Raw genomic sequence first — 20549 nt, 5'->3', positions numbered from 1 at the left:
TACAGTCCAGCGCGCACGCACGACCTAATGCGCACAAGCTATACGGCCTCTTGAGTGGGGGTCAGGGGTTGACAATGAAGCGAAATGCCTGTCTCTGTTACGGTGCGGGGTCCACGGCAGGCGCGGTTGCCGTTGCCGGGTCGATCGGGTGACCCAGCACCTGGTCGGCCCCGGTCTGCCCGCTCGGTGGTGGCTGCTTCTCTGGCATGACGTGATCATACGTCGAGACGATGCGGCAGCAATACCCGGGCGCACGGCATCCGCCCCGGCTGTGACAGGGTTGAGGGGTGACCCATGCGAATGCCGAACTGCTGACTCTTGCCCGTGACATCTCCCTGCGTGCCGGGGCGCTGATCAAGCAGCGCCGGGCGGAGGGCGTCGAGGTCGCCCAGACCAAGTCCGCGCCGGAAGACATCGTCACGCACGCCGACCAGGAGTCGGAGGCGCTCATTCGTTCGCTGCTCGCCGAAGCGCGGCCGAACGACGGCTTCTTCGGCGAAGAATCGGATGCGACGAGTGGCTCGAGCGGGCTCACCTGGGTTGTCGATCCGATCGACGGCACCGTCAACTATCTCTATGGCATTCCCGCCTACGCGGTGAGCATCGCCGTGGTGGAGGGTGAGCCCGATCCGAACACGTGGAGCGCGCTCGCCGCGGCCGTGTACAACCCCGCAGCAGACGAACTCTTCACCGCGGCAGCCGGTGCCGGCGCGTTTCTGGGAGAGCGCCGACTGCAGGTCGCGGCAGCGGTGCAACTGCCGCTCGCTCTGGTCGGCACAGGCTTCTCCTATAACTCGGCCCGCCGACGCAAGCAGGCCGCCGTGGTGCAGGGCCTGATCGAGCAGGTGCGCGATATCCGCCGGATCGGCGCTGCTTCGCTCGACCTGTGTGGGGTGGCCGCCGGTCGCCTCGACGCGTATTACGAGAAGGGCCTCAAGCCGTGGGATCACGCGGCCGGCGCACTCGTTGCGCAGGAAGCGGGCGCCCGAGTGCAGGGGCTCAATGGCGCAGCCGCCAGCAATGCGCTCACAATTGCAGCCGAACCCGGCTTGTTCGAACAGCTCGCGCCGGTGCTCGACGGGCTTAATGTGCTCGACGCCTGATGCGTGACAGTACGGCTGCCCACGACACCCAAAAAGGTCATGGTGTTCCCAGAGTGCACCCGCTAGTCTTTATGAGTTCGTTACATTTGTCCCCCGGCAAGTGAACACGACACGAACGTTCGAACCCGAAGTAGAAGCCGAAAGCCCCTCAGCCTGTGCCTGAAAACCCCGTGGAGTCCGACGCCATCGTTAGCGCCGACCCCGGGCGAGTGACCCCGATTTCGGTCAATCCGGATGCCGCGGCTGCGGATCGCCCGCTGACCCGGCGTGAGCTTCGCGAACGTGAGCGGGCCGCCGAAGCTGCAGCGAACACGGCGATTAGGCCCGTCGCGGCTGTCGCGCCCCCGGCTTCGTCGCACGGTGCTGGCGCATCCGTCGCCGCATCACCCGCCACGGCCAGACCGACCGCCGACGCTCCCGCGCTCGTGCGCGCACTGACCCATCGCATGCCGCCGTTGGGCAGCCCAGCTGCATCGGCGCCGGCGACCGTGCCTCGCCGTCACCGCAAGCGCGTCTGGTTCGCCCGCGGAGTAAGCCTGCTTGCCATGACCTTTGCGGTGGCAATGGCCATCGCGACTTCCATTCCCGCCAACGCGCTCGTCTCTCATGAGACGGTTCTCGCCCAGGCCACGGCAGCCCGTGAGGTGCCGGCCGCGAAGGTCGACCCGCAGAGCATCACCAGCGGCGGAGACGTGATCGCGGCGCCCGTCACCCGCGATAGCTACGAGGTGACCTCGCTCGAGCAACTCGTGGTGCTCAGCCACATGCGCATCGCAGACACCTTCACGAACGACGCACGCGGCACGATCCAGTGGCCGTTCCCCGTCGGCGTTCCCATCGCCGATTACTACGGCCCCCGTTCCGCTCCGACCGAGGGTGCATCGAGCTTCCATCAGGGCGTCGACTTCGACCCCGGGTATGGAACGCCCATCCAGATCATTGCCGACGGCACGGTGCGTGAGGTGCATCCGTACAACGACAGCGCTCTGGGTGTGCACGTCATCATCGACCACCTGATCGATGGCAAGCTCGTGTCGAGCCTCTATGGTCACATGGCGCCGGGCTCGATTCGAGTGGTGCAGGGGCAGAAGGTGAAGGTCGCGGACATCGTCGGCGAGGTCGGCAGCACCGGCATTTCGACCGGGCCGCACCTGCACTTCGAGATTTTGCAAGGCGGCACGACGCCGGTCGACCCGTTCGCCTGGCTGACGGCCCACGCCAACTGACGCGAACCGCCAGGAGCTACGCCAGCCAGGCCGTCGTGTCTGAGGGCAGGATGCGACCGTCGAGGTTTTCGCTGGACAGCAGGATGTCGCCCGCCGGCAGTTCGACCGGCTCGGCACCCAGATTGGCGACGACGGTGACCGCTCCGTTTCGGAGTGCCAGGACATCCGTGCCGAAGCCCTCGAGCCATTCGAGCGAACCCGTGCCCAGCGCGTATTCACTGCGCACCGCCAGCAGGCGCCGGTAGAGCGAGAGCGTCGAGCCCGGCACGCCGGTCTCGACATCGCGCGACAGCGGCGCCCATTCGTCTGGTTGCGGCAGCCAGCTCGCGCCCGTGTCATTGAATCCGAATGCGGGAGCGGATGCCTCCCACGGAATCGGAACGCGGCATCCGTCGCGCCCGTAGCGTTCGCCGTGCGTGCGGAACCAGGTGGGATCCTGTCGGGCGGAATCGGGCAATTCGATGTCCTCGGGCAGGCCGAGCTCCTCGCCCTGGTAGAGGTAGCTCGAGCCGGGGAGGGCCAGCATGAGCGACGTCGCTGCGCGGGCGCGACGCAGGCCGAGCACGGGGTCGGGCTTGCCGGGGCTGTTCGGCCCGAGGCCGTGACCCTGCAGGTTCTCGGCCGTCAGCGCGAGCCGGCTGGCGTGCCGCACCACGTCGTGGTTGGAGAGCACCCACGTGCTCGGGGCGCCCACGGATGCGAATGCCGCGAGCGATTCGTCGATCACTGCACGCAGCGGCGCGGCCTGCCATGGCGTCTCGAGGTAGGCGAAGTTGAAGGCCTGGTGCATTTCGTCGGGGCGCACCCATTCGGCCAGGCGGGAGAGCGGCTCGACCCAGGCCTCGGCCACGAGAACCCGCTCGCCCTCGTAAGAATTGAGGATGCTGCGCCAGTCGCGGTAGATCTCGTGCACGCCGTCCTGGCCCCAGTACGGCGGGCTGGCCGGCTCGTTCTCGGCGTCCTGGGCGCCGGCTCCACCGCCCATGCTGCCGGCCTCCGCGGGAGGCGTGTAGTCGGGCAGGCCGGGCGCCTTGATCATGCCGTGTGCGACATCCACTCGAAAGCCGTCGACTCCACGGTCCAGCCAGAAGCGCAGGATGCCGCGGAACTGCTCGCGCACCCACTCGCTCTCCCAATTGAGGTCGGGCTGGCTCGTGTCGAAGAGGTGCAGATACCACTGGCCGGGGGTGCCGTCGGGGCGCGTGACGCGCGTCCAGGCGGGGCCGCCGAAGACGGATTCCCAGTTGTTCGGCGGCAGCGACCCGTCGACGCCCTTGCCCTCGCGGAACAGGTAGTGGTCGCGCGCCTCGCTGCCTTCGGCGGCGGCGAGCGCCTCCTGGAACCAGAGGTGATCGCTGGAGGTGTGATTGGGAACGATGTCGACGATGACGCGCAGGCCGAGCTCGTGCGCTTTCTGCTGCAACGCGGCGAAATCATCGAGGGTGCCAAAGATCGGATCGACGTCGCAGTAGTCGGCAACGTCGTAGCCGCCGTCGCGCTGCGGAGAGGTCTGGAACGGGGAGAGCCAGACGGCATCGACGCCCAGGTGGCGCAGCGTGCCGAGCCGATGCGTGATGCCGGGCAGGTCTCCGAGACCGTCACCATTCGCATCCGCAAAGGAGCGCGGATACACCTGGTAAATGACGGCGGAGCGCCACCATTCGGGCGTGACGGTCGTCGCTGGCGTGGGCGTGGTGGGGGTGGGCGGCACTGTTCAATCCTCACATGTCGTCGATTCGGCGCGGCCGTCGTCGATGGTCTGCGGCGGCGGGGCGCCTGCACAGGACGGTATCCATACCTTAGGCCGAATATGGAAACGCTTCCAACAATTGGTGCGCTGGGGTGATTTGCCCACCGACTAACGGGCGCTCATCTGCGCGATATAACGATTGGGTGCAGATCTTGCACGGGGCGGTTGCGGTTGCTATAAATGAAAGCGCTTGCATCATGAGCTCGGGGAGAGGGGCCTCCCGCCACCATTCCGGCGTGATTCGCGGCCCCTTCCACACACGTCAATAAGAAAGGCACACCAATGAAGGTGACCAAACGGTCCTGGATGCCCGTTGCGGCGATTGCCGCAGTTGCTCTGTCGGCCACAGCCCTCGCCGGATGCTCCGCATCCTCAGGTGACAAGGGTGGCGACCTCACCAAGGGCGGCAAGACGCTCACCCTGTGGGTTGACACGCAGCGGGCGCCCGCCCTCAAGGATGTCGCGGCGCAGTTCAAGAAGGACACCGGCGTCACCGTCAAGCTCGTCGTCAAGGACTTCGCCACCGTCGACCAGGACTTCATCAGCCAGGTGCCGACCGGCAAAGGCCCCGACATGATCGTGAGTCCACACGACAAGCTGGGCGCCTACGTGCAGAACGGCGTCGTCGCCCCGCTGCAGCTCGGTGACAAGGCCAAGGACTTCGCCAAGGTGGCCGTTCAGGCGGTCACCTACGATGGCAGCGTCTACGGGCTGCCGTACTCGATCGAGAACGTGGCGCTCATTCGCAACACCGCGCTGGTGCCGGATGCCTCCACCTCCTTCGACGACGTCATCGCCAAGGGCAAGGCTGCCGTGGCCGCCAACAAGGCAACGGTCAAGTACCCCTTCCTGCTGGGTCTCGACCCGAAGCAGGGCGATCCGTACCACATGTACCCGCTGCAGACCTCGTTCGGCTCCTCCGTCTTCGCGCAGAAGGCCGACGGAACCTATGACTCGACCAAGCTCACCCTCGGTGACGCCGCCGGCCTGAAGTTCGCCGCGGCCATCAAGAAGTGGGGCCAGGAGGGCGTGCTCAACGCCAACATCACCGGTGACATCGCGCTCGACGCTTTCGACAAGGGCCAGTCGCCGTACTACCTGACCGGGCCGTGGAACATCCCGAACATCAAGAAGGCCGGCATCAAGTACGCCATCGACCCGCTGCCTTCCGCCGGTGGCGAGAAGGCCCAGCCGTTCCTTGGTGTCAACGCCTTCTTCATCAGCGCGAAGAGCACGAACAAGCTTGCCGCGACCAAGTTCCTGGTCAACTACCTCGGCACCGACGCGGTGCAGGAGCAGTTGTACAAAGTCGGCGGTCGGCCGCCGGCGCTGACCAGCGCCTACGACAAGGTCTCCAAGACGGATGCCGACATCAAGTCGTTCGGCGACATCGGCCTCAACGGCGTTCCGATGCCGGCCATCCCCGAGATGGGCTCCGTGTGGGCCGACTGGGGTGCTGCTGAATTGCAGCTCACCAAGGGCAACGGCGACCCGGCCACGGTCTGGAACAAAGCCGTCGCCAACGTCCAGGCGAAGATCAAGGGCTAACAGCCAGCGATTCTTGTCGGCTCGGAGCCGGCGCGTACGACGCGTCGGTTCCGAGCCCTCAGACCCACAATGAGGTCGAGACTGGTCGACCGGCACGAAGGAGTATCCGGACAATGGCGCCAGAAACATCCACGGCGAAGCGCGCGGCACGTCAGACGGCGCCCGAGAATTCGCCGCGGCGGGATAGGTCTTCCGCTCTGAGCCGCAGTGGCATCGGCGGGCTGGTCGCCAAGATCATCCTGCTGGGTCTGCTCGACGCGGTTGCCGTGTGGGCCGTCATCGTGATGATCGGCCTGGGCATGTGGGTGCCCGTCGTGATCACGGTGCTCATCACCGGCGTCATCAACTGGATCTACCTGGGCCGCGGCAAACGCCTGCCCGCCAAATACCTCACCCCCGGCGTCGCCTTTTTGCTTGTCTTTCAGGTCTTCGTGGTGCTGTTCAGCGGCTACATCGCCTTCACCAACTACGGCGACGGCCACAACAGCACGAAGCAGGACGCGATAGCGGCCATCAGCCAGTCCGGTCAGAAGCGTGTGCCGAACTCACCGGCGTATCAGCTGAGCATCCTGCAGAAGGATGGCACCTTCTACATGCTCACCACCGCCCCCGACGGCGTCGTCGCGGTCGGAACCACCGGTGAACCGCTCAAGGCCGTGACGGATTTCAAGGCCAACTCGGTCGGCCTGGCCAGCGGACTCCCCGGCTATACGACCCTCGATCTCTCCACCATTCTCGACAACCAGTCCGCCATCACCGGCCTACTCGTGCCCGTCTCCAGCAACCCCGCCGACGGCCAACTGCGCACCGACGATGCGAGCACCGCATACGTCTACAAGGCGGATGTCGTCTACGACGCCACGAGCGACGCCTTCACGTCCACAAACGGCACGGTCTACACCGACAACGGCAACGGCGAGTTCGCCACGGCCGACGGCGGCAAGGCACTGAGCCCGGGCTGGAAGATCAACGTCGGCGTCGCCAACTTCGTCAAGGCCTTCACCAGCGACCAGCTGGCCGGGCCGCTCTGGCGAGTGATTCTGTGGACCTTCACCTTCGCGATCCTGTCGGTACTCACCACCTTCGCTCTCGGGCTGTTCCTGGCGACGGTGCTCAATCATCCGCGATTGCGCGGCAAGAAGATCTATCGCGTGCTGGTGATCCTGCCCTATGCCTTCCCGGTTTTCCTCTCCGGTCTGCTCTGGGCCGGTCTGCTGAACCCGCAGTTCGGCTTCGTCAACCAGGTGTTGTTCGGCGGCGCAGAGATTCCGTGGCTCACCGACACCTGGCTGGCGAAGATCAGCGTGCTGGTGGTGAACCTGTGGCTCGGCTACCCCTATATGTTCCTGGTCTGCACGGGAGCGCTGCAATCGTTGCCCGAAGAGGTGGATGAGGCAGCCCGTGTTGACGGTGCCAGCCCGTGGCGCATCTTCCGTTCGGTCAAGTTGCCGCTCTTGCTGGTGTCGGTTGCGCCGCTGCTGATCGCATCCTTCGCCTTCAACTTCAACAACTTCAACGTGATCTACATGCTCACCAAGGGCTGGCCGAGATTCACGGACACCACCTTTGACATCGGTTCGACCGACCTCTTGATCACCATGGTCTACAAGGTGGCGTTCGGTCAGGGCGGCGCGAGAGATTACGGCCTCGCGAGCGCACTGTCGATCCTCATCTTCGTGCTCGTCGCCATCATCTCGATCATTGCGTTCCGGCGCACCAAGGCACTCGAGGAGATCAACTGATGTCCACCCAGGAATCGACCCAGGCATCCACGCGCGCCGCCCGGATGTCAGCCCCGCTGGCGCGTCGCAAGCGACCCTTCAGCTTCGGGCGCTGGTTCCGTGACACCGGCTGGCGACACGTGGTCGGCGTTGTGCTCGTGGTCTTCGCAGTGTTTCCTCTGCTCTATGTGGTTTCGGCCTCGCTCAACCCGGCGGGAACGCTCGTGGGCTCGAACCGACTGTTCGCCACCGTGGACTTCTCCAACTACGTTGCCCTCTTCCAGAATCCAGACCAGCCCTTCGGCCTGTGGTTCATCAACACGCTCGTCATCGGTTTCACTACCGCGGCTGCCACGGTCTTTCTCGGGGCGATGGCGGCGTATGCCTTCTCGCGCATGCGCTTCACGGGGCGGCGGGCCGGGCTGCTCTCGCTCATGCTCATCCAGATGTTTCCGCAGTTTCTCGCCATTGTGGCGATCTTCCTGCTGCTCTCGGCGATCGGAGACGTGTTCCCCGTGCTCGGGCTCGGCTCTCAGCTCGGGCTCATTCTGGTATATCTCGGCGGTGCGCTCGGCGTGAACACCTACCTGATGTACGGCTTCTTCAGCACCATCCCGACGTCGATCGACGAGGCCGCGAAGATCGACGGCGCGAGTCACGCGCAGATCTTCTTCACGATCATCCTGCGTCTGGTCGCCCCGGTTCTGGCGGTGGTCGGGCTGCTCTCGTTCATCGCCACGACGGGCGAATACGTGATTGCGAGCATCGTGCTCACCGACCCGAGTGTGCAGACGCTGGCCGTCGGGCTGTATACCTTCGTCTCGCAGCAGTTCTCCAACAACTGGGCCATCTTCTCCGCGGGCGCCGTGCTCGCTGCGCTTCCGGTCATGGCCGTCTTTCTCGCGCTGCAGCGGTTCATCGTGGGTGGGCTCATTTCGGGCTCGGTCAAGTAGGCGCGGCTCGCGTAGCCTCTAACCATGCTGCAGCCGCACCACGACGGATCCCCGCTCTATGTCTCCACCCAGTCGCCGACGCTGGGGGAGACCGTTCGTGTACGCGTGCGGATACCGCACGGCTTCGGTGAGATCACCGCGGTGCGCACCCGCTCGAATCCCGACCACGAACCGCGGTTCACCGAGGCTGTTCCCCGTCCGCTCCCTGAGGAGGCCGCCGGCGGCCGTCTCGACGGGTGGGACTGGTGGGAGGCTTCCGTCACGGTGGAGAACCCCGTGCACGGCTACCGCTTTCTCATCTCCCTCGCCGGCGGCCGCCAGCTGTGGCTGAACGCCACCGGACTGCACGATACCGAGACGCTCGATAGCGAAGACTTCAAGCTCGTCGCCTACGAGGTACCGCCCGAGTGGGTTGCCTCGACGGTGTTGTACCAGGTGTTTCCCGATCGCTTCGCGCGGTCGGCGGCGGCGGATGCGCGACCGACCCCGGAGTGGGCGATCCCGGCGGCGTGGAGCGCCCCGGTTGACACCGAGCCGCCCGGGCGCTCGCAGCAGTTCTTCGGTGGCGACCTCGACGGCATCGTCGAACACCTCGACCACATCGTGCGGCTCGGCGTGACCATGATCTACCTCACTCCGGTTTTTCCCGGGCGGTCCAACCATCGTTACGATGCCTCGAGCTTCGGCGAGGTCGACCCGCTGCTCGGCGGAAACGAGGCACTCGTGCGACTTGTGCAGGCGGCGCATAAGCGCGGTCTCAAGGTGATCGGTGACCTGACAAGCAACCATTCGGGGGACCGCCACGAGTGGTTTCTGGCCGGGCACCGGCATCCGGATGCGCCGGAGAGCGCCTTCTACTACTGGCTCGACGAGCAGAATGAGAGCTACGCCTCGTGGCTCGGAGTTCCAAGCCTGCCCAAGTTCAACTGGAACTCGACCGAGCTGCGTCGGCGCTTCATCGAGGGCGCCGACTCGGTCGTCGCAACGTGGCTGAAAGCGCCGTACAACCTGGACGGCTGGCGCATCGACGTGGCGAACATGACAGGCCGTCACCTCACGGACGACCTCAACGCCGAGGTGCGCCAGACGATTCGGCGCACGATGGTGGAGGTCAACCCCGACACGATTCTGCTCGGCGAATCGACCAACGATGCCGCGAGTGACTTTCAGGGCGATGCCTGGCACGGGGCCATGACGTACGCGAACTTCACCCGGCCGCTGTGGGGCTGGCTCTCGCAGCCGGGCAGCGCGTCGTCGTATTTCGGGCTGCCGTTCGGCACGATTCCCGAGTACACCGGTGAGCAGTTCTTTCGCGCGCACACGGCGTTCGCGGCGGGCTTTCCGTGGCGCACGCGCCTCGGCACGATGAATGCGCTCGACACCCATGACACCCCGCGCTTTCTCACGCATGCGCTGCCGGGCACCGTGCCCGTGGCGCTCGGCATGTCGGTGACGCTGCCCGGAATCCCCGTGGTCTTCGCCGGCGATGAGTTCGGTCTTGTCGGCGAGGATGGCGAGGCATCGCGCACGCCGATGCCGTGGGCTGCAGCGGATACTGTGCCCGGCTCGATCGAGTTGTATGCCTCGCTCATTCACCTGCGCACCGAGCATCCTGCCCTGAACGGCGGCGGCATGCGCTGGCTGCACGTCGGCGACGACGTGCTCGTGTACGTGCGCGAGTCGGCGCAGGAATCCGTGCTTGTCGTTGCGGCGAGGAGCGGGTTTGACGTGACGCTGCCGACTGGCGCGATCGAGGCATCCGCCGTTCAGCAGCTGGCCGGTGACGCGAGCCTCACCGTGACGGATGCCGGCATCCGCCTCGCCGGCGCTGGGCCATCGTTCACCGCGTGGCAGCTGGCGGGTGTGGCGGTGCCGAACTTCACCGAGCAGCTTGGTTCCGGCGGTCTTCGCGCATAGATTTGAACCGTTCGAGCGGGCGGTGATCATGGGCGATGTGGTGGTGGAACGCGCCGACGTCGCGCCTGACGATGGTGCGTCACGATCCGTGATTGATCGCGCCTTCGCGATTCTCGGTACCTTTCGGGGCGCCCGACTGCGGCAGTCGCTCTCCGACATCAGTCGCGGTACGGGCCTGCCTATCGCCACGTGTTTTCGCATTGTGCAGCGCCTGACCGCGTGGGGCGCGCTCGAGCGTGACACCGAGGGCAAGTATCGCATCGGCCTTCGGTTGTGGGAGGCGGCGGCGCTGGCGCCCCGATCCGTCGGGCTGCAGCGCCTGGCACGACCGTACCTGCAGGATCTCTATGAGACGACCGGATACGCGACCCACCTGGCCATTCGCGAGGGTACCGAGCTCGTGTCGATCGAGCGCTTTCAGAGCCCGCGGCGTTCGGCGCGACGCCCGGTGGTCGGTCATCGCTACCCCATGCACGCCACGGCCATCGGGCAGGTGCTGCTCGCCAATGCCCCTCGAGAGGTTCAAGAGGAGGTGTTGTCAGGCGCGCTCGAATCGTTCACCACACGCACCGTCACCGACCCGCACGTGCTCGATCGGCTCCTGTCATCCGTTCACCACAACGGCTATGCCGTCAGCGACCGTGAGGTCGACAACGTGCACGTTTCGGTGGCCGCGCCGGTGCGCGGTCCTGATGGAACGGTCGTTGCCGCGGTCTCTGTTGCCCTCACGAGGCAGGACGTGGACGGAAAGAACATGGTGCACCTGGTGCGCGTCACCGCCACCTCGATTGCGCGCGCGCTCGCCGCCGCGGGTTTCGGAGAAATCAGCGAGTGAGCGCCATCAACGCGTGAACGCGCTCAGCCCGGTGATGGCCCGGCCCACGATGAGCGAGTTCATCTCATGGGTGCCCTCGAAGGTGTACAGGGCCTCGCAGTCCGCGAAGAATCGCGCAACGTCATTGTCGACGCGGATGCCCTCGGCACCGCAGATCTCGCGCCCGAGTGCCACGGTCTCCCGCGCGCGATCCGCCGACCAGGTCTTGGTGAGTGCGGCGTGTTCGTCGCCCAGGGTGCCCCTGTGTGCCAGTTCGGTGAGTCGAACGGCCATCGCCAGGGTCGCGGTGGCGTTGCCGAGCATGCGAGTGAGCTTCTCCTGAATCAACTGGAAACCGGCGATGGGGCGCCCGAACTGCTCCCGCTTCTTCGCGTAAGAAAGTGCGGCCTCGTACGCGCCGGCCTGCAGGCCCGCAGCGTTCCAGCCCACCACGAAACGCAGCTGGGCCAGGATCGCGGAGATATCGCGGAAGGAGTCGATGCGCTGCAGCCGCTGCGATTCGTCCACCCGCACATCCGTGAGAACGATGTCCGCGTTGCGCACCATGCGCAGGCTGATCTTTCCGCCGATGTCGGTGAGTGATACCCCGGGTGCGTCGCGGGGAACGATGAAGATCTTGGCGCGCCCATCCGCGGCGTCTTTGGCGACGATGAGCATGACATCCGAGATCGCGGCGTTGCCGATCCACCTCTTGTGGCCGGTGATGCTCCAGCCATCCCCGTCACGCGTCGCGGTCGTCTCCATTCCGCCGGCGACATCGGAGCCATGGTCGGGCTCGGTGAGGGCGAAGCATCCGGTGAGCTCGAAAGAGGAGATCAGCGGGTCCAGTCGGGCAACCTGCTCGGGCGAACCGCCCTCGCGCACCACGGTTCGGAACATTCCGGTCTGACCGCCGTAGAGAGTGCCGATGGACATGTCGAATCGGGCCATCTCGAAGTGCTTGAACCCGATGTACATGGGGCTCAACCGGCCGGTCTCGTCGAGCAGGGTGGGATCGTCTTCGAGATGCAGGCCGGCGATCTCGGCCCGCAGATGGGCCGGCGACTCGGCGCGTTCCCACCAGCCGGAGAGCTGCGGCCGCGCCCTCTCCTCAAGCAGCTCGCGCAGCGATTCAAGCTTGGCACGCTCGGCCTCGGAGAGCACCTCGGCGTACCCGAACAGATCCGTCGGTGCAAGATTCGTCATGCACTCAACCTAGCGAGTTCGCGTGCGGCATCCGCCTTGACACGGTCGAGTTCGACCTTGCCGGTCAGGGTGCGCTGCAGCGATTCGCGCACGAAGATGTGGCGGGGCTTCTTGTAGCCGGCCAGGCGCTCATCGAGGTAGCTCAACAGCTCGGGCACATCGATGCTCATGCCGGCGGTCGGTGCGAGGGTCGCGCTGACCACCTCTCCGTATCGCGCATCGGGCAGGCCGTAGACGATCGCGTCGTCGACCGACGGATGCTCGAGCAGCGCCTTCTCGACCTCGGCCGGAAACACCTTCTCGCCGCCGGTGTTCACCACTGCGCTGAGCCTGCCGAGTAGTTCGACTGAGCCGTCCCCGCGGGCACGGGCCCAGTCGCCCGGCATCACGTAGCGCTGGCCCCGAATCGTGGGAAAGTTCTGCGCCGTCTTCTCAGGATCCCCGTAGTAACCCGTGGGCAGGATGCCACGAAATGCCAGGATGCCCAGCGCTCCGGCTTCGGCCTGAATCTCGTTGAGATTCTCGTCGAGCAGGACGGTGCCCGGGGTGATCATCAGTCGGGCGGGAAGATCCTCGACGGCGTTTGTGATGCCGAATGCGTAAGGCCCGCCCTCGCTCGAGGCGAGCAGATCGATGATCGAGAGAGTGCCCAGCAAGTGCAGGCGTCGTTTCACGTCGTCGCTGAATCGCATCCCCGAACTGAGAATCGAGTTGACGTGAGGCAGGCCTCCGCCTGCGCGCTCGGCCGCCTCCACCAGGGGCAGCGCGAGTGCGTCGCCCGCGACGACGAGGCGGGTGGCGCGGTGCAGGCTCGCCAGTCGAAGTGCCTCGTCGATGTCCATACGCGCGGAGGCATGCAGAACGACGGTGCCCCCGAGAGCGAGGGTGCCCATTGTCGTGGACTGGGCCGTTCCGTGCAGCAGAGGGGCGAGCGGGAGGGTGATGACGCGGGGCGTCGCCGGGTCGACGGCGATGCGGATCGCACCCTCGAGATCGGCGGGTGGCGTGAGGTTGATCAGACCCCAGGTGGACTGCTGCCGGGCGACGAGCAGCGTGTCCAGATCCCAGACCACGGCCTTCGGCATGCCGGTTGTGCCCCCCGTGTAGAGCCTCAGTTCGGCGCCCCGTGGTGCCGCCGCCGGTATTGTTCCTCCGCCGGCAATGACGTCGGCGAATGCCGTCGCATCCGGTACCGCATCGCCCCCGTCATCGACGGTGATGATCTCGACCGGCGGCTCAAGCCCCGTCGTGGCCTCGCGGGCAACATCACCGAGCGAGGTCGGAGCGAGCAGCACCCGCGAGTCGGAGTCGACGAGCAGCGCGCGCACCTCGCCGGCGCGGTACCGGTAGTTGAGGGCCACCGGCGAGACGCCGATCGACAGGCATGCCCACATGAAAGAGAGGTACTCGGGGCGGTTGTAGAGCAGCATCGCCGCCGCGTCGCCCGAACGCAGACCGCGCTCGACGAGGTGACGGGCCAGAGCACCGGCCTGGGCGGCGAGACGGCCGTAGGTCACACTCTCATCGCGGGTGATGATCGCGAGCCGGTCGGGGTCTTCGCGGGCGATGCCCTGCCAGAGGTCGCTGTAATGCACGGCCGTCATGGGGGCGCTCACCGGTAGTGCCGCAGGATGAGCTCGGCAATGCAGGCGGGCTTCTCGACGCCCTCGAGCTCGAAGGTCAGGGCAAGCGCAACCTGCCAGCCTCCCTCGACCTCGGTGACGGATGCCACGCGCCCGCGAACCCGGATGCGCGCGCCCGACGGAACCGCGTGTGGAAACCGGATGCGATTGAATCCGTAGACGATGCCCATGCTGGCACCGGTGATGCGGTAGATCTCCCGCAGATGCCTCACCACCATGCTGAGCGTGAGCATCCCGTGGGCGATAGTGCCGCCGTACGGAGACTTCGCGGCGACCTCCGCGTTGACGTGAATCGGATTGTCATCGCCCGTGATGTCTGCGTAAGCCTCGATGTCTGCCTGCGTGATCTGCCGCCACGATGATGGGCCGAACTCGGCGCCGACCAGCTCGGTGATCTGCTCGATCGATGAGACCGCGGGTGAAGCCGTCATACAAGTTCCTCCAGTGCGTCGTTGCCCTCGAATCGTCAACCGCGACGATACCGATAAGCCTCTCGCGGTTCGTGCACGTGAGAAAGGAGCTTTTTCGCTGAGTGGAATCAGGGCTGGGTCGGGCAAATCGCCGCGTGTCATATTGAGTGCGCAGACAGAGCTAACGATGAAGGAGCGTCTCGAGATGGCAGTTCAGGCAACCTTGCTCGATCCGACAGGAATGGAGGAGCAGGAGACGAACAGTACGCTTTCTCCGCGACCGGTCAGCCTGAAAGGGCTGACGATCGGTCTTCTCGACAACACCAAACCGAACGCAACGATGCTGCTCGATGAGATTGCGAAGCAACTGCAGCAGCATCACGGCGCAGGTGAAGCGCGGTTGTACACCAAAGACTATTTCGGCACCCCCGTCAAGCAGCCGCTGCTCGAGCAGATCGTCGCCGAGTGCGATGTGGTGATCACGGCGGTGGGCGACTGCGGCTCGTGCAGCGCTGCAACCGTGGCCGACGGCATCCTGTTCGAGCGGGCCGGCATGCCGACCGTGAGCATCACATCCGACTCGTTCCTGATGTCGGGGCAGGCGATGGCCACGGTGCAGGGCTTCCCCGGCTTCGACTTCTACGCGGTGCAGCACCCGATGGCGAGCCTGAGTGCCGACGAGGTGCGCGAGCGCGCGCTGACAGCGTTGCCCGAGGTACTGCGGATTCTGGGAGTTGAGGGCTGAGATGACAACGACTGTGAATGAAACAGTGCTGCCCGAGGCTGAGGCCGATCGCATGCGCGAGGTCTTGGAACACTACTGGGACAAGGAGTGGACCGATGGGCTTCCCGTGGTTCCGGCAACGGAAGGCTACGTCGCCAAATTTCTGGCCACGGTCGATCGTGAGCCCGACGAGGTGCTCTTCACCATCACCCACCTGAACCGTCACCTCACCGTTCGCCTCGCCGCGATCAACGCGGCGATGGCAGGATGCCGACCGGAATACTTTCCCGTCGTCGTGGCAGCCTGGGAGGGGATCGCCAAGGAGCCGCACCCGGCGCGCGGCATCTGGCAGAGCACGACGGGCACGGCACCATTCCTCGTCGTGAACGGCCCCGTGCGCAACGAGATAGGTCTCAACAGCCAGGGCAACATCTTCGGCTCGGGTTTTCGGGCGAACGCCACCATCGGGCGTGCGATTCGGCTCGGCTGCATCAACGTCTTCGGCCTGCACCCGCACAAGCTCGACCAGGCCACCCAGGGCACGCCCGCGAAGTACTCGGCGTGCATCGCTGAGAACGAGGAGCAATCTCCGTGGCCTCCGCTGCACACCGAGTACGGCTTCGATGCGTCGGAGAGCGTCGTGACGGCGTATGTGATTCGTTCGGTGATGCACATCGAGGCACGCCACACGATGGATGCCGAGCAGCTCGCTCTCGACTTCGTGGACAGCATCCGGCGCACCGGCGCACTGATTCACGAGTACACGAGCGCGCTGTTGGTGCTGGTGCCCGAGCACGCCGAGGTCTTCGCTGCGGCGGGCTGGAGCAAGGATGACTTGCGCAACTTCGTGTTCGAGCACGCCACGCGTCCGCGTTCAGAACTCGTCGCCGTCGGCAAGGATGCGCTCTCGCACAAGACGCGCTGGCGGCTGCCGTCGGAGCACCCCGATTCCATGCCTGACACCGCCAACGGCTCTGACGAGCCGGACACCGTTCGGGTGCTCAGCTACCCGACCTCGGTGCAGATCATGGTCGCGGGGGCCAACAACGCGGGTGTCTCTGCCGTGGTCGAGATCTTCACGCTGAACCCGCCGCGCGAGCTCCCGTACTCCTACAGCAAGGTCGAGGCCGCCCCGCAGGCATGATTCCCTGGAGGGCTCAGACCGTCACCTGGCGGGCGCGGGGCTCAGGTCTGTGAGGAGGCTCAGGTCGAGGTGGCGGATGCGCTTGGCGGTGACCCGGAAGAACCAGGGTCGAAGCGGCAGCAGGGCGGTAGGCCATCTCGATTGTGCCCGGCAGTAGAGAACAGCGTTGCGCTGGGTGCGCCGGATGACCGGCCGCACTTCGGCTTCCCACTGGCGAAGTAGTGTGTGCACGCCAGAGTCAGTCTTCGGGAAGTCCGGCCCCCGGCTCAGCACCTGGCCGAGATGAACGGCCCCGAGCACGGCCATCGCAGCGCCCTGCCCCCGGTGTGGCGGCATCGCGTGTGCCGCGTCGCCAAGCAGTGCCACTCGACCGTCGGACCACGACGAACACACCACCTCGGACAGCGGGGAGATTTTCGGATTCGACGCGGCGACGGCGCGGATAACGGCCTGCTGGTCGGGGTAGGCAGAGACCCACCGTTCGATGTCGAGGTGGCGATGGTCCGCGGTGAGGCCGTCTTCGTTGCAGGACAGATACACGCCGGATGCCCCATTCCCGAGCCGGCCATACCCCATCCGCAGCGTGCCGTTCCACCTCTCCCGCATGTGCCCCGTATCGATTTCCGGTAGCAGGTAGTCGAGGGCGGTGAGGATGCCGAAGTGGCGTTGGGGTGTGACGTGCACGGTGATATCCATTGAGGGCCGGATGGCCGAGCCCACGCCATCCGCTCCGATCACCAGGTCGGCGTGAGCTTCGTCCCCTGTGTCGAACACCACGGTTCCATCCGCTCGGGCGGATCGGACTCCGGACGCCGCCACAACCGTCGCCCCCAGTCGCTGCGCCGTGTGAAGCAAAGCGTGGTGGAGCTCATACCGGGAGACGTAAAAATATCGGCCGCCCGACAGGTTCGTGTGCGGCGGGGTGTGCGCTCTGCCGTGACTGTCAGCGTAGGAGAAGAAGCTTTTGGCGTCGCCCTTGCGCGTGGCTTCATCGGTAGCGCCGAGTGAGTCGAGGGCGAGGAGCAGGTTCTCGCCCAGCACTATCGCGCCACCCTCAGCGTCGATGAGTTCGCGACGACGCTCGTGAACCGTCACGTTCACGCCACGCGCCGCGAGCGCTGCGGCCGCCGCCAGGCCGCCGATCCCGCCCCCGGCGACGATCACGTCCATGCTGGCATCTTCCGCTCCCTCGAAATAATTCGGTGTTCAGATGGTGTCCAGTTTGAACACGTCCCTCGCGATCGTCTCGAAAAACGCCTTCTTCTCGGCAGCGGAATACGGCAACGCGTCTTGCGTACGCACCTCGTCTGCCTGGTATTGGTATGGATAATCCATCGCGTACATGACTCGATCGGCGCCGACCGCGTTGCGGGAGAACGTGATGGCCGGCTCCCAGGCCATGCCCGATGTGGTCAACCAGATGTTGCGCTTGAAGTACTCGCTGGGCGCCAGTTCCAGCGGCTTGATCGCCTCATACCGTTTGGTACGCACCTGACCGGCGTGCATGAAGTCGATACGAGAAAGCCAGAATGGCAGGGCTTCGCCGAGATGACCGACCACGATCTTGAGACGGGGCAAGCGATCCAATAGTCCAGACGTGATGATGCGCAACAGGTGCATTCCGGTTTCGACTCCGAACCCGAAGATCGCACCGTCCAGTCCCGCCTCGGTGAGCGGCCCGATCATGCGGTTGTTGGGCAGGTTGGGATGGAGGTACAGCGGTACATCCAGTTCTTGGAGGGCTTCCAGGATGGGAAAGTACCGGGGGTCGTCAAGATAGTTTCCGTTGATGTGGGAGTTGCAGATCAGTCCCTTGAGACCGAGGCCGGTTATCGCGCGGTGCAACTCGGCAACCGCACTGTCGGCGTCGTCGAAGCCGACAGCTGCGAGGCCGGAATACCGGGTCGGATGGTCGCGGCAGGCCTGCGCGATATTGTCGTTCGCGATGGTCGCGATTCGTTTGGCGTCTTCGATGCCGAGCACTTGGGTGCCGGGCGAGGTAAGCGAGAGTATCTGATGATCGATTCCCGTGGCATCCATGTCGGCGAGGCGTCGTTCGCCGAGGTCCTGGATGCGTTCAACGATGCTGCGTGGCCAGGGGTCAGTGTTGTTCAGCAGATAGCCCTCGAAGACATTGAAGCCAATGTTCTCGTTCGTGCCGTCGCGCAGTAGCTTGCGATAGAGCTCGAACATCTCGGGCGGTGCGTACGCCTCCTCGGTGGCGATGCGGAGGTATCCCTGGGCCCCTCCTGTGGCCAGTTCGGCCTGAGGCGCTTCTTCGGTATTCAACGTCATTGTTCGTCCTTTTCCGCTTGCCGTTCAGGGCACGAGACCCGATTGCACGGGGCTCTGCCTGCGCACGACAACAGTGGCTCCGGGCTGGCAATATACGCAATCATCGGCGTGAATAATTCCGCGAGGCGGAACGCGGAAGGCTAGAGCAGGTCTGCGCTGAGGGCTTCGGCGGACTCGCGCAGGGCCTGCACTCGTACCGCGATGTCCGATGGTTCCATTCGGCTCGTCGGTGTCGCGATTGCCAATCCGGCGATGGGCCGACCGGCTTTATCCCGGATCGCCACTGCAACCGCCCACAGCCCAATCTGGGTTTCGCCGATGTTCACGGCGTAACCACGTTTGCGGATCGTCTTCAGCTCGGCCTCAAGAGTGGCCAGGTCGGGCGTGGTGTGCTTGGTGAGCTTGCGAAGGCCATTCGGATAAAGCGCCCGCAGTTGTCCCAGCGGTAGCTGGGCGAGAAGGATCTTGCCTCCCGACGTTGCGTAGGCCGGCAGGAGAGTTCCGGTTCGCGCGGCGACGCGCACCATCTGGTCGCCTTCGACGCCATCGATGAACCGGGCGCCGTCGTCTTCCAGCACTATCAGGTTCACGGTCTCGTGCACCTTGCGAGAGAGCCGCTCCATGTGTCCGCGAGCTTTACGGCGCACATCCAGTTCCTTGATCGATTCCAGCGCGATCTCGACCAGCACCCGCCCCGCGCGGTAGGTCTTGCTGCCCCTGTCCTGCACCACGAAGCCGCGCCACGCCAGCGTCGCCAATATGCGATGCGCCGTGGATTGCGCCACATCCAATTCCCTGGCGACGTCGCGAACGCGAAGCTCGCTGTTCTCGTTCAACAGGAGCAGCAATTGGAGCGCGTTGTCGACGGAACCGATCAGGTAGGGGGGAGGGGGCCCGACGGGCTCTTCATTCTGCACAGTAGAACGTTCTCACATTTTCCTCCCGCATGGCGGGATTCCGGGTCTAGCATCGGCGAAACGGGTTCGGAACGACTCGGCCCGGAACGTGTGTTTTACGCAATTTGCCTGTGGCCCGAACGCAGGCACCCATATCGCAGCAACAGCTCGACGCAGAAGTCGATGCTGTCATTGAGAGGACTATGAGGATGCGAACATTAGTGAAATTGGGCCTGGTTGGGCTCTTGGTGGGTGCGATGGCCGGATGTACCGCCGCACCAGCAAGCAACTCCAGCGACACTGGTTCATCAGGGTCGGCCAAGCTGACCGACGTGACGGTGGGGATCGTGCCGTTCTCGCCGAACGCGATCCTGTTCCATGCAATGGATAGCGGAATTTTCAAGAAGCACGGCCTGAACGTGACGACCCAGCCGGCGGCTTCCCCCATCGAAGTCTCCGCGGCGATGCTCAGCGGAACGCAGCAGTTCGGCTTCATCACCACGCCGGTGTTGATCAATGCGGCAATCGCCGGCACGAGCCTCAAGTGTGTGTCACCGATCGACGGAGAACTCAGTTCTGACCGTGATGCGAGTGCGTTGGTCGCCTCCAAGAAGAGCGGGATCACCTCATTGGAGGGTTTCGCCGGCAAGAAATTCGCCGTGGTGCAACTGGGCAGCATCAACCGCCTCGGTGCACAGAAGCTCTTCGATGATGCGGGAGTCAAGAAGGTCGAGTACGTCGCGATTCCATTCCCGCAGATGCCCCAGGCGCTGGCTGACGGCAGGGTCGACGGCGCGGTCATCACCTCGCCGTTCTCTGGTACCGCAATAGCCGCGGGAGCGAAGGTGCTTGCGCACCCGAGTTCCGACACCTGGCCGAACGGCACGATCTACTGCTACGCGGCCACCGCGCAGTACCTTCAGAAAAATGCCAAGGTGGCCGCGGCCTTCCAGGCTGCGATGAAGGAATCGATCCTCTACACCAAGGATCACGAACAGGAAGTGCTGAAGTCTCTTGTCGAGCACCTCAAGCTGACCCCGGAGGTCGCGTCAAAGCAGGTCATTCCGAGCAACTACGTGCCGGAAATCAATGACAAATCAATCGGCGCCATTCAGGACGAGATGAAGAAGCAGGACTGGATCAAAACCACCGTGCCCATTGGGGAATTGGTCTGGGACGGTAAGTAGTCCGACGCCGCA

The 20549-nt window shown here is 65.0% G+C and carries 17 protein-coding genes; 10 read left to right on the top strand and 7 right to left on the bottom strand.

The genetic code is table 11. The features are described from left to right. Positions 1–287: 287 nt before the first annotated feature. Complete coding sequence (locus ASC63_RS02490) at positions 288–1103, top strand: inositol monophosphatase family protein (protein WP_055809481.1); 816 nt, start codon at positions 288–290, stop codon at positions 1101–1103. A 155-nt stretch (positions 1104–1258) separates the two neighbouring features. Continuing rightward, entirely contained in the window at positions 1259–2329 is a 1071-nt protein-coding gene (locus ASC63_RS02485; protein WP_157487552.1) for a M23 family metallopeptidase, read from the top strand. A 16-nt stretch (positions 2330–2345) separates the two neighbouring features. Here the strand turns inward: ASC63_RS02485 and ASC63_RS02480 are convergent, their stop codons facing one another. Then, entirely contained in the window at positions 2346–4040 is a 1695-nt protein-coding gene (locus ASC63_RS02480; protein WP_055809475.1) for a glycoside hydrolase family 13 protein, read from the bottom strand. A gap of 321 nt (positions 4041–4361) precedes the next feature. Here ASC63_RS02480 and ASC63_RS02475 point away from each other — a divergent pair, with 321 nt between their 5' ends. From ASC63_RS02475 to ASC63_RS02455, 5 genes are all read left to right on the top strand, one after another. After that, positions 4362–5627, top strand: a complete 1266-nt coding sequence (locus tag ASC63_RS02475) for a sugar ABC transporter substrate-binding protein (protein WP_055809472.1) — start codon at positions 4362–4364, stop codon at positions 5625–5627. A 113-nt stretch (positions 5628–5740) separates the two neighbouring features. Further along, complete coding sequence (locus ASC63_RS02470; RefSeq protein ID WP_055809469.1) at positions 5741–7369, top strand: ABC transporter permease subunit; 1629 nt, start codon at positions 5741–5743, stop codon at positions 7367–7369. After that, positions 7369–8301 carry a sugar ABC transporter permease gene (locus ASC63_RS02465; RefSeq protein WP_055809465.1) on the top strand — a complete coding sequence of 311 codons (933 nt, stop codon included), beginning with the start codon at positions 7369–7371 and terminating at the stop codon, positions 8299–8301. The genes ASC63_RS02470 and ASC63_RS02465 overlap by 1 nt, the downstream gene beginning before the upstream one ends. A gap of 24 nt (positions 8302–8325) precedes the next feature. Then, on the top strand, positions 8326–10218 hold the full coding sequence (locus tag ASC63_RS02460) for a glycoside hydrolase family 13 protein (RefSeq protein ID WP_055809462.1): 1893 nt from the start codon (positions 8326–8328) through the stop codon (positions 10216–10218). Between the two features lie 28 nt (positions 10219–10246). Beyond that, entirely contained in the window at positions 10247–11053 is an 807-nt protein-coding gene (locus ASC63_RS02455) for an IclR family transcriptional regulator (protein WP_055814689.1), read from the top strand. A 6-nt stretch (positions 11054–11059) separates the two neighbouring features. On the opposite strand, the gene ASC63_RS02450 is transcribed toward ASC63_RS02455, so the two are convergent. The 3 genes from ASC63_RS02450 to ASC63_RS02440 are packed head-to-tail and all read right to left on the bottom strand — an operon-like array spanning position 11060 to position 14312. After that, positions 11060–12238 (bottom strand): acyl-CoA dehydrogenase family protein, encoded by a 1179-nt coding sequence (locus ASC63_RS02450; RefSeq protein ID WP_055809458.1) that lies wholly within the window; start codon positions 12236–12238, stop codon positions 11060–11062. Then, on the bottom strand, positions 12235–13842 hold the full coding sequence (locus tag ASC63_RS02445; RefSeq protein ID WP_055809456.1) for an AMP-binding protein: 1608 nt from the start codon (positions 13840–13842) through the stop codon (positions 12235–12237). Before ASC63_RS02445 ends, ASC63_RS02450 begins: the two co-directional genes overlap by 4 nt. Before the next feature lie 8 nt (positions 13843–13850). Next, the gene (locus ASC63_RS02440) at positions 13851–14312 is read right to left on the bottom strand and encodes a MaoC family dehydratase (protein ID WP_055809453.1); all 462 of its coding nucleotides are present in this window, start codon (positions 14310–14312) and stop codon (positions 13851–13853) included. Positions 14313–14496: 184 nt separating this feature from the next. On the opposite strand from ASC63_RS02440, the gene ASC63_RS02435 reads away from it, so the two are divergent. After that, positions 14497–15036, top strand: a complete 540-nt coding sequence (locus tag ASC63_RS02435) for a UGSC family (seleno)protein (RefSeq protein ID WP_055814686.1) — start codon at positions 14497–14499, stop codon at positions 15034–15036. 13 nt (positions 15037–15049) lie between these two features. Then, on the top strand, positions 15050–16159 hold the full coding sequence (locus ASC63_RS02430; protein WP_157487551.1) for a hypothetical protein: 1110 nt from the start codon (positions 15050–15052) through the stop codon (positions 16157–16159). 21 nt (positions 16160–16180) lie between these two features. On the opposite strand, the gene ASC63_RS02425 is transcribed toward ASC63_RS02430, so the two are convergent. From ASC63_RS02425 to ASC63_RS02415, 3 genes are all read right to left on the bottom strand, one after another. Continuing rightward, positions 16181–17329 carry an FAD-dependent oxidoreductase gene (locus ASC63_RS02425; RefSeq protein WP_055809447.1) on the bottom strand — a complete coding sequence of 383 codons (1149 nt, stop codon included), beginning with the start codon at positions 17327–17329 and terminating at the stop codon, positions 16181–16183. 36 nt (positions 17330–17365) lie between these two features. Beyond that, a complete protein-coding gene (locus ASC63_RS02420) occupies positions 17366–18454 on the bottom strand; it encodes an amidohydrolase family protein (protein WP_055809445.1) in 1089 nt (362 codons plus the stop codon). 140 nt (positions 18455–18594) lie between these two features. Continuing rightward, a complete protein-coding gene (locus tag ASC63_RS02415; protein ID WP_055809441.1) occupies positions 18595–19371 on the bottom strand; it encodes an IclR family transcriptional regulator in 777 nt (258 codons plus the stop codon). A gap of 110 nt (positions 19372–19481) precedes the next feature. Between ASC63_RS02415 and ASC63_RS02410 the strand changes: the two genes are divergently transcribed. Then, positions 19482–20537, top strand: a complete 1056-nt coding sequence (locus tag ASC63_RS02410) for an ABC transporter substrate-binding protein (protein ID WP_157487550.1) — start codon at positions 19482–19484, stop codon at positions 20535–20537. Positions 20538–20549 lie beyond the last annotated feature (12 nt).

It is taken from the genome of Leifsonia sp. Root112D2 (genome assembly GCF_001424905.1).
Lineage (GTDB): Bacteria > Actinomycetota > Actinomycetes > Actinomycetales > Microbacteriaceae > Root112D2.
Note: the sequence above shows the minus strand (reverse complement) of the source record. Positions and strands in the feature narration are given on the sequence as shown.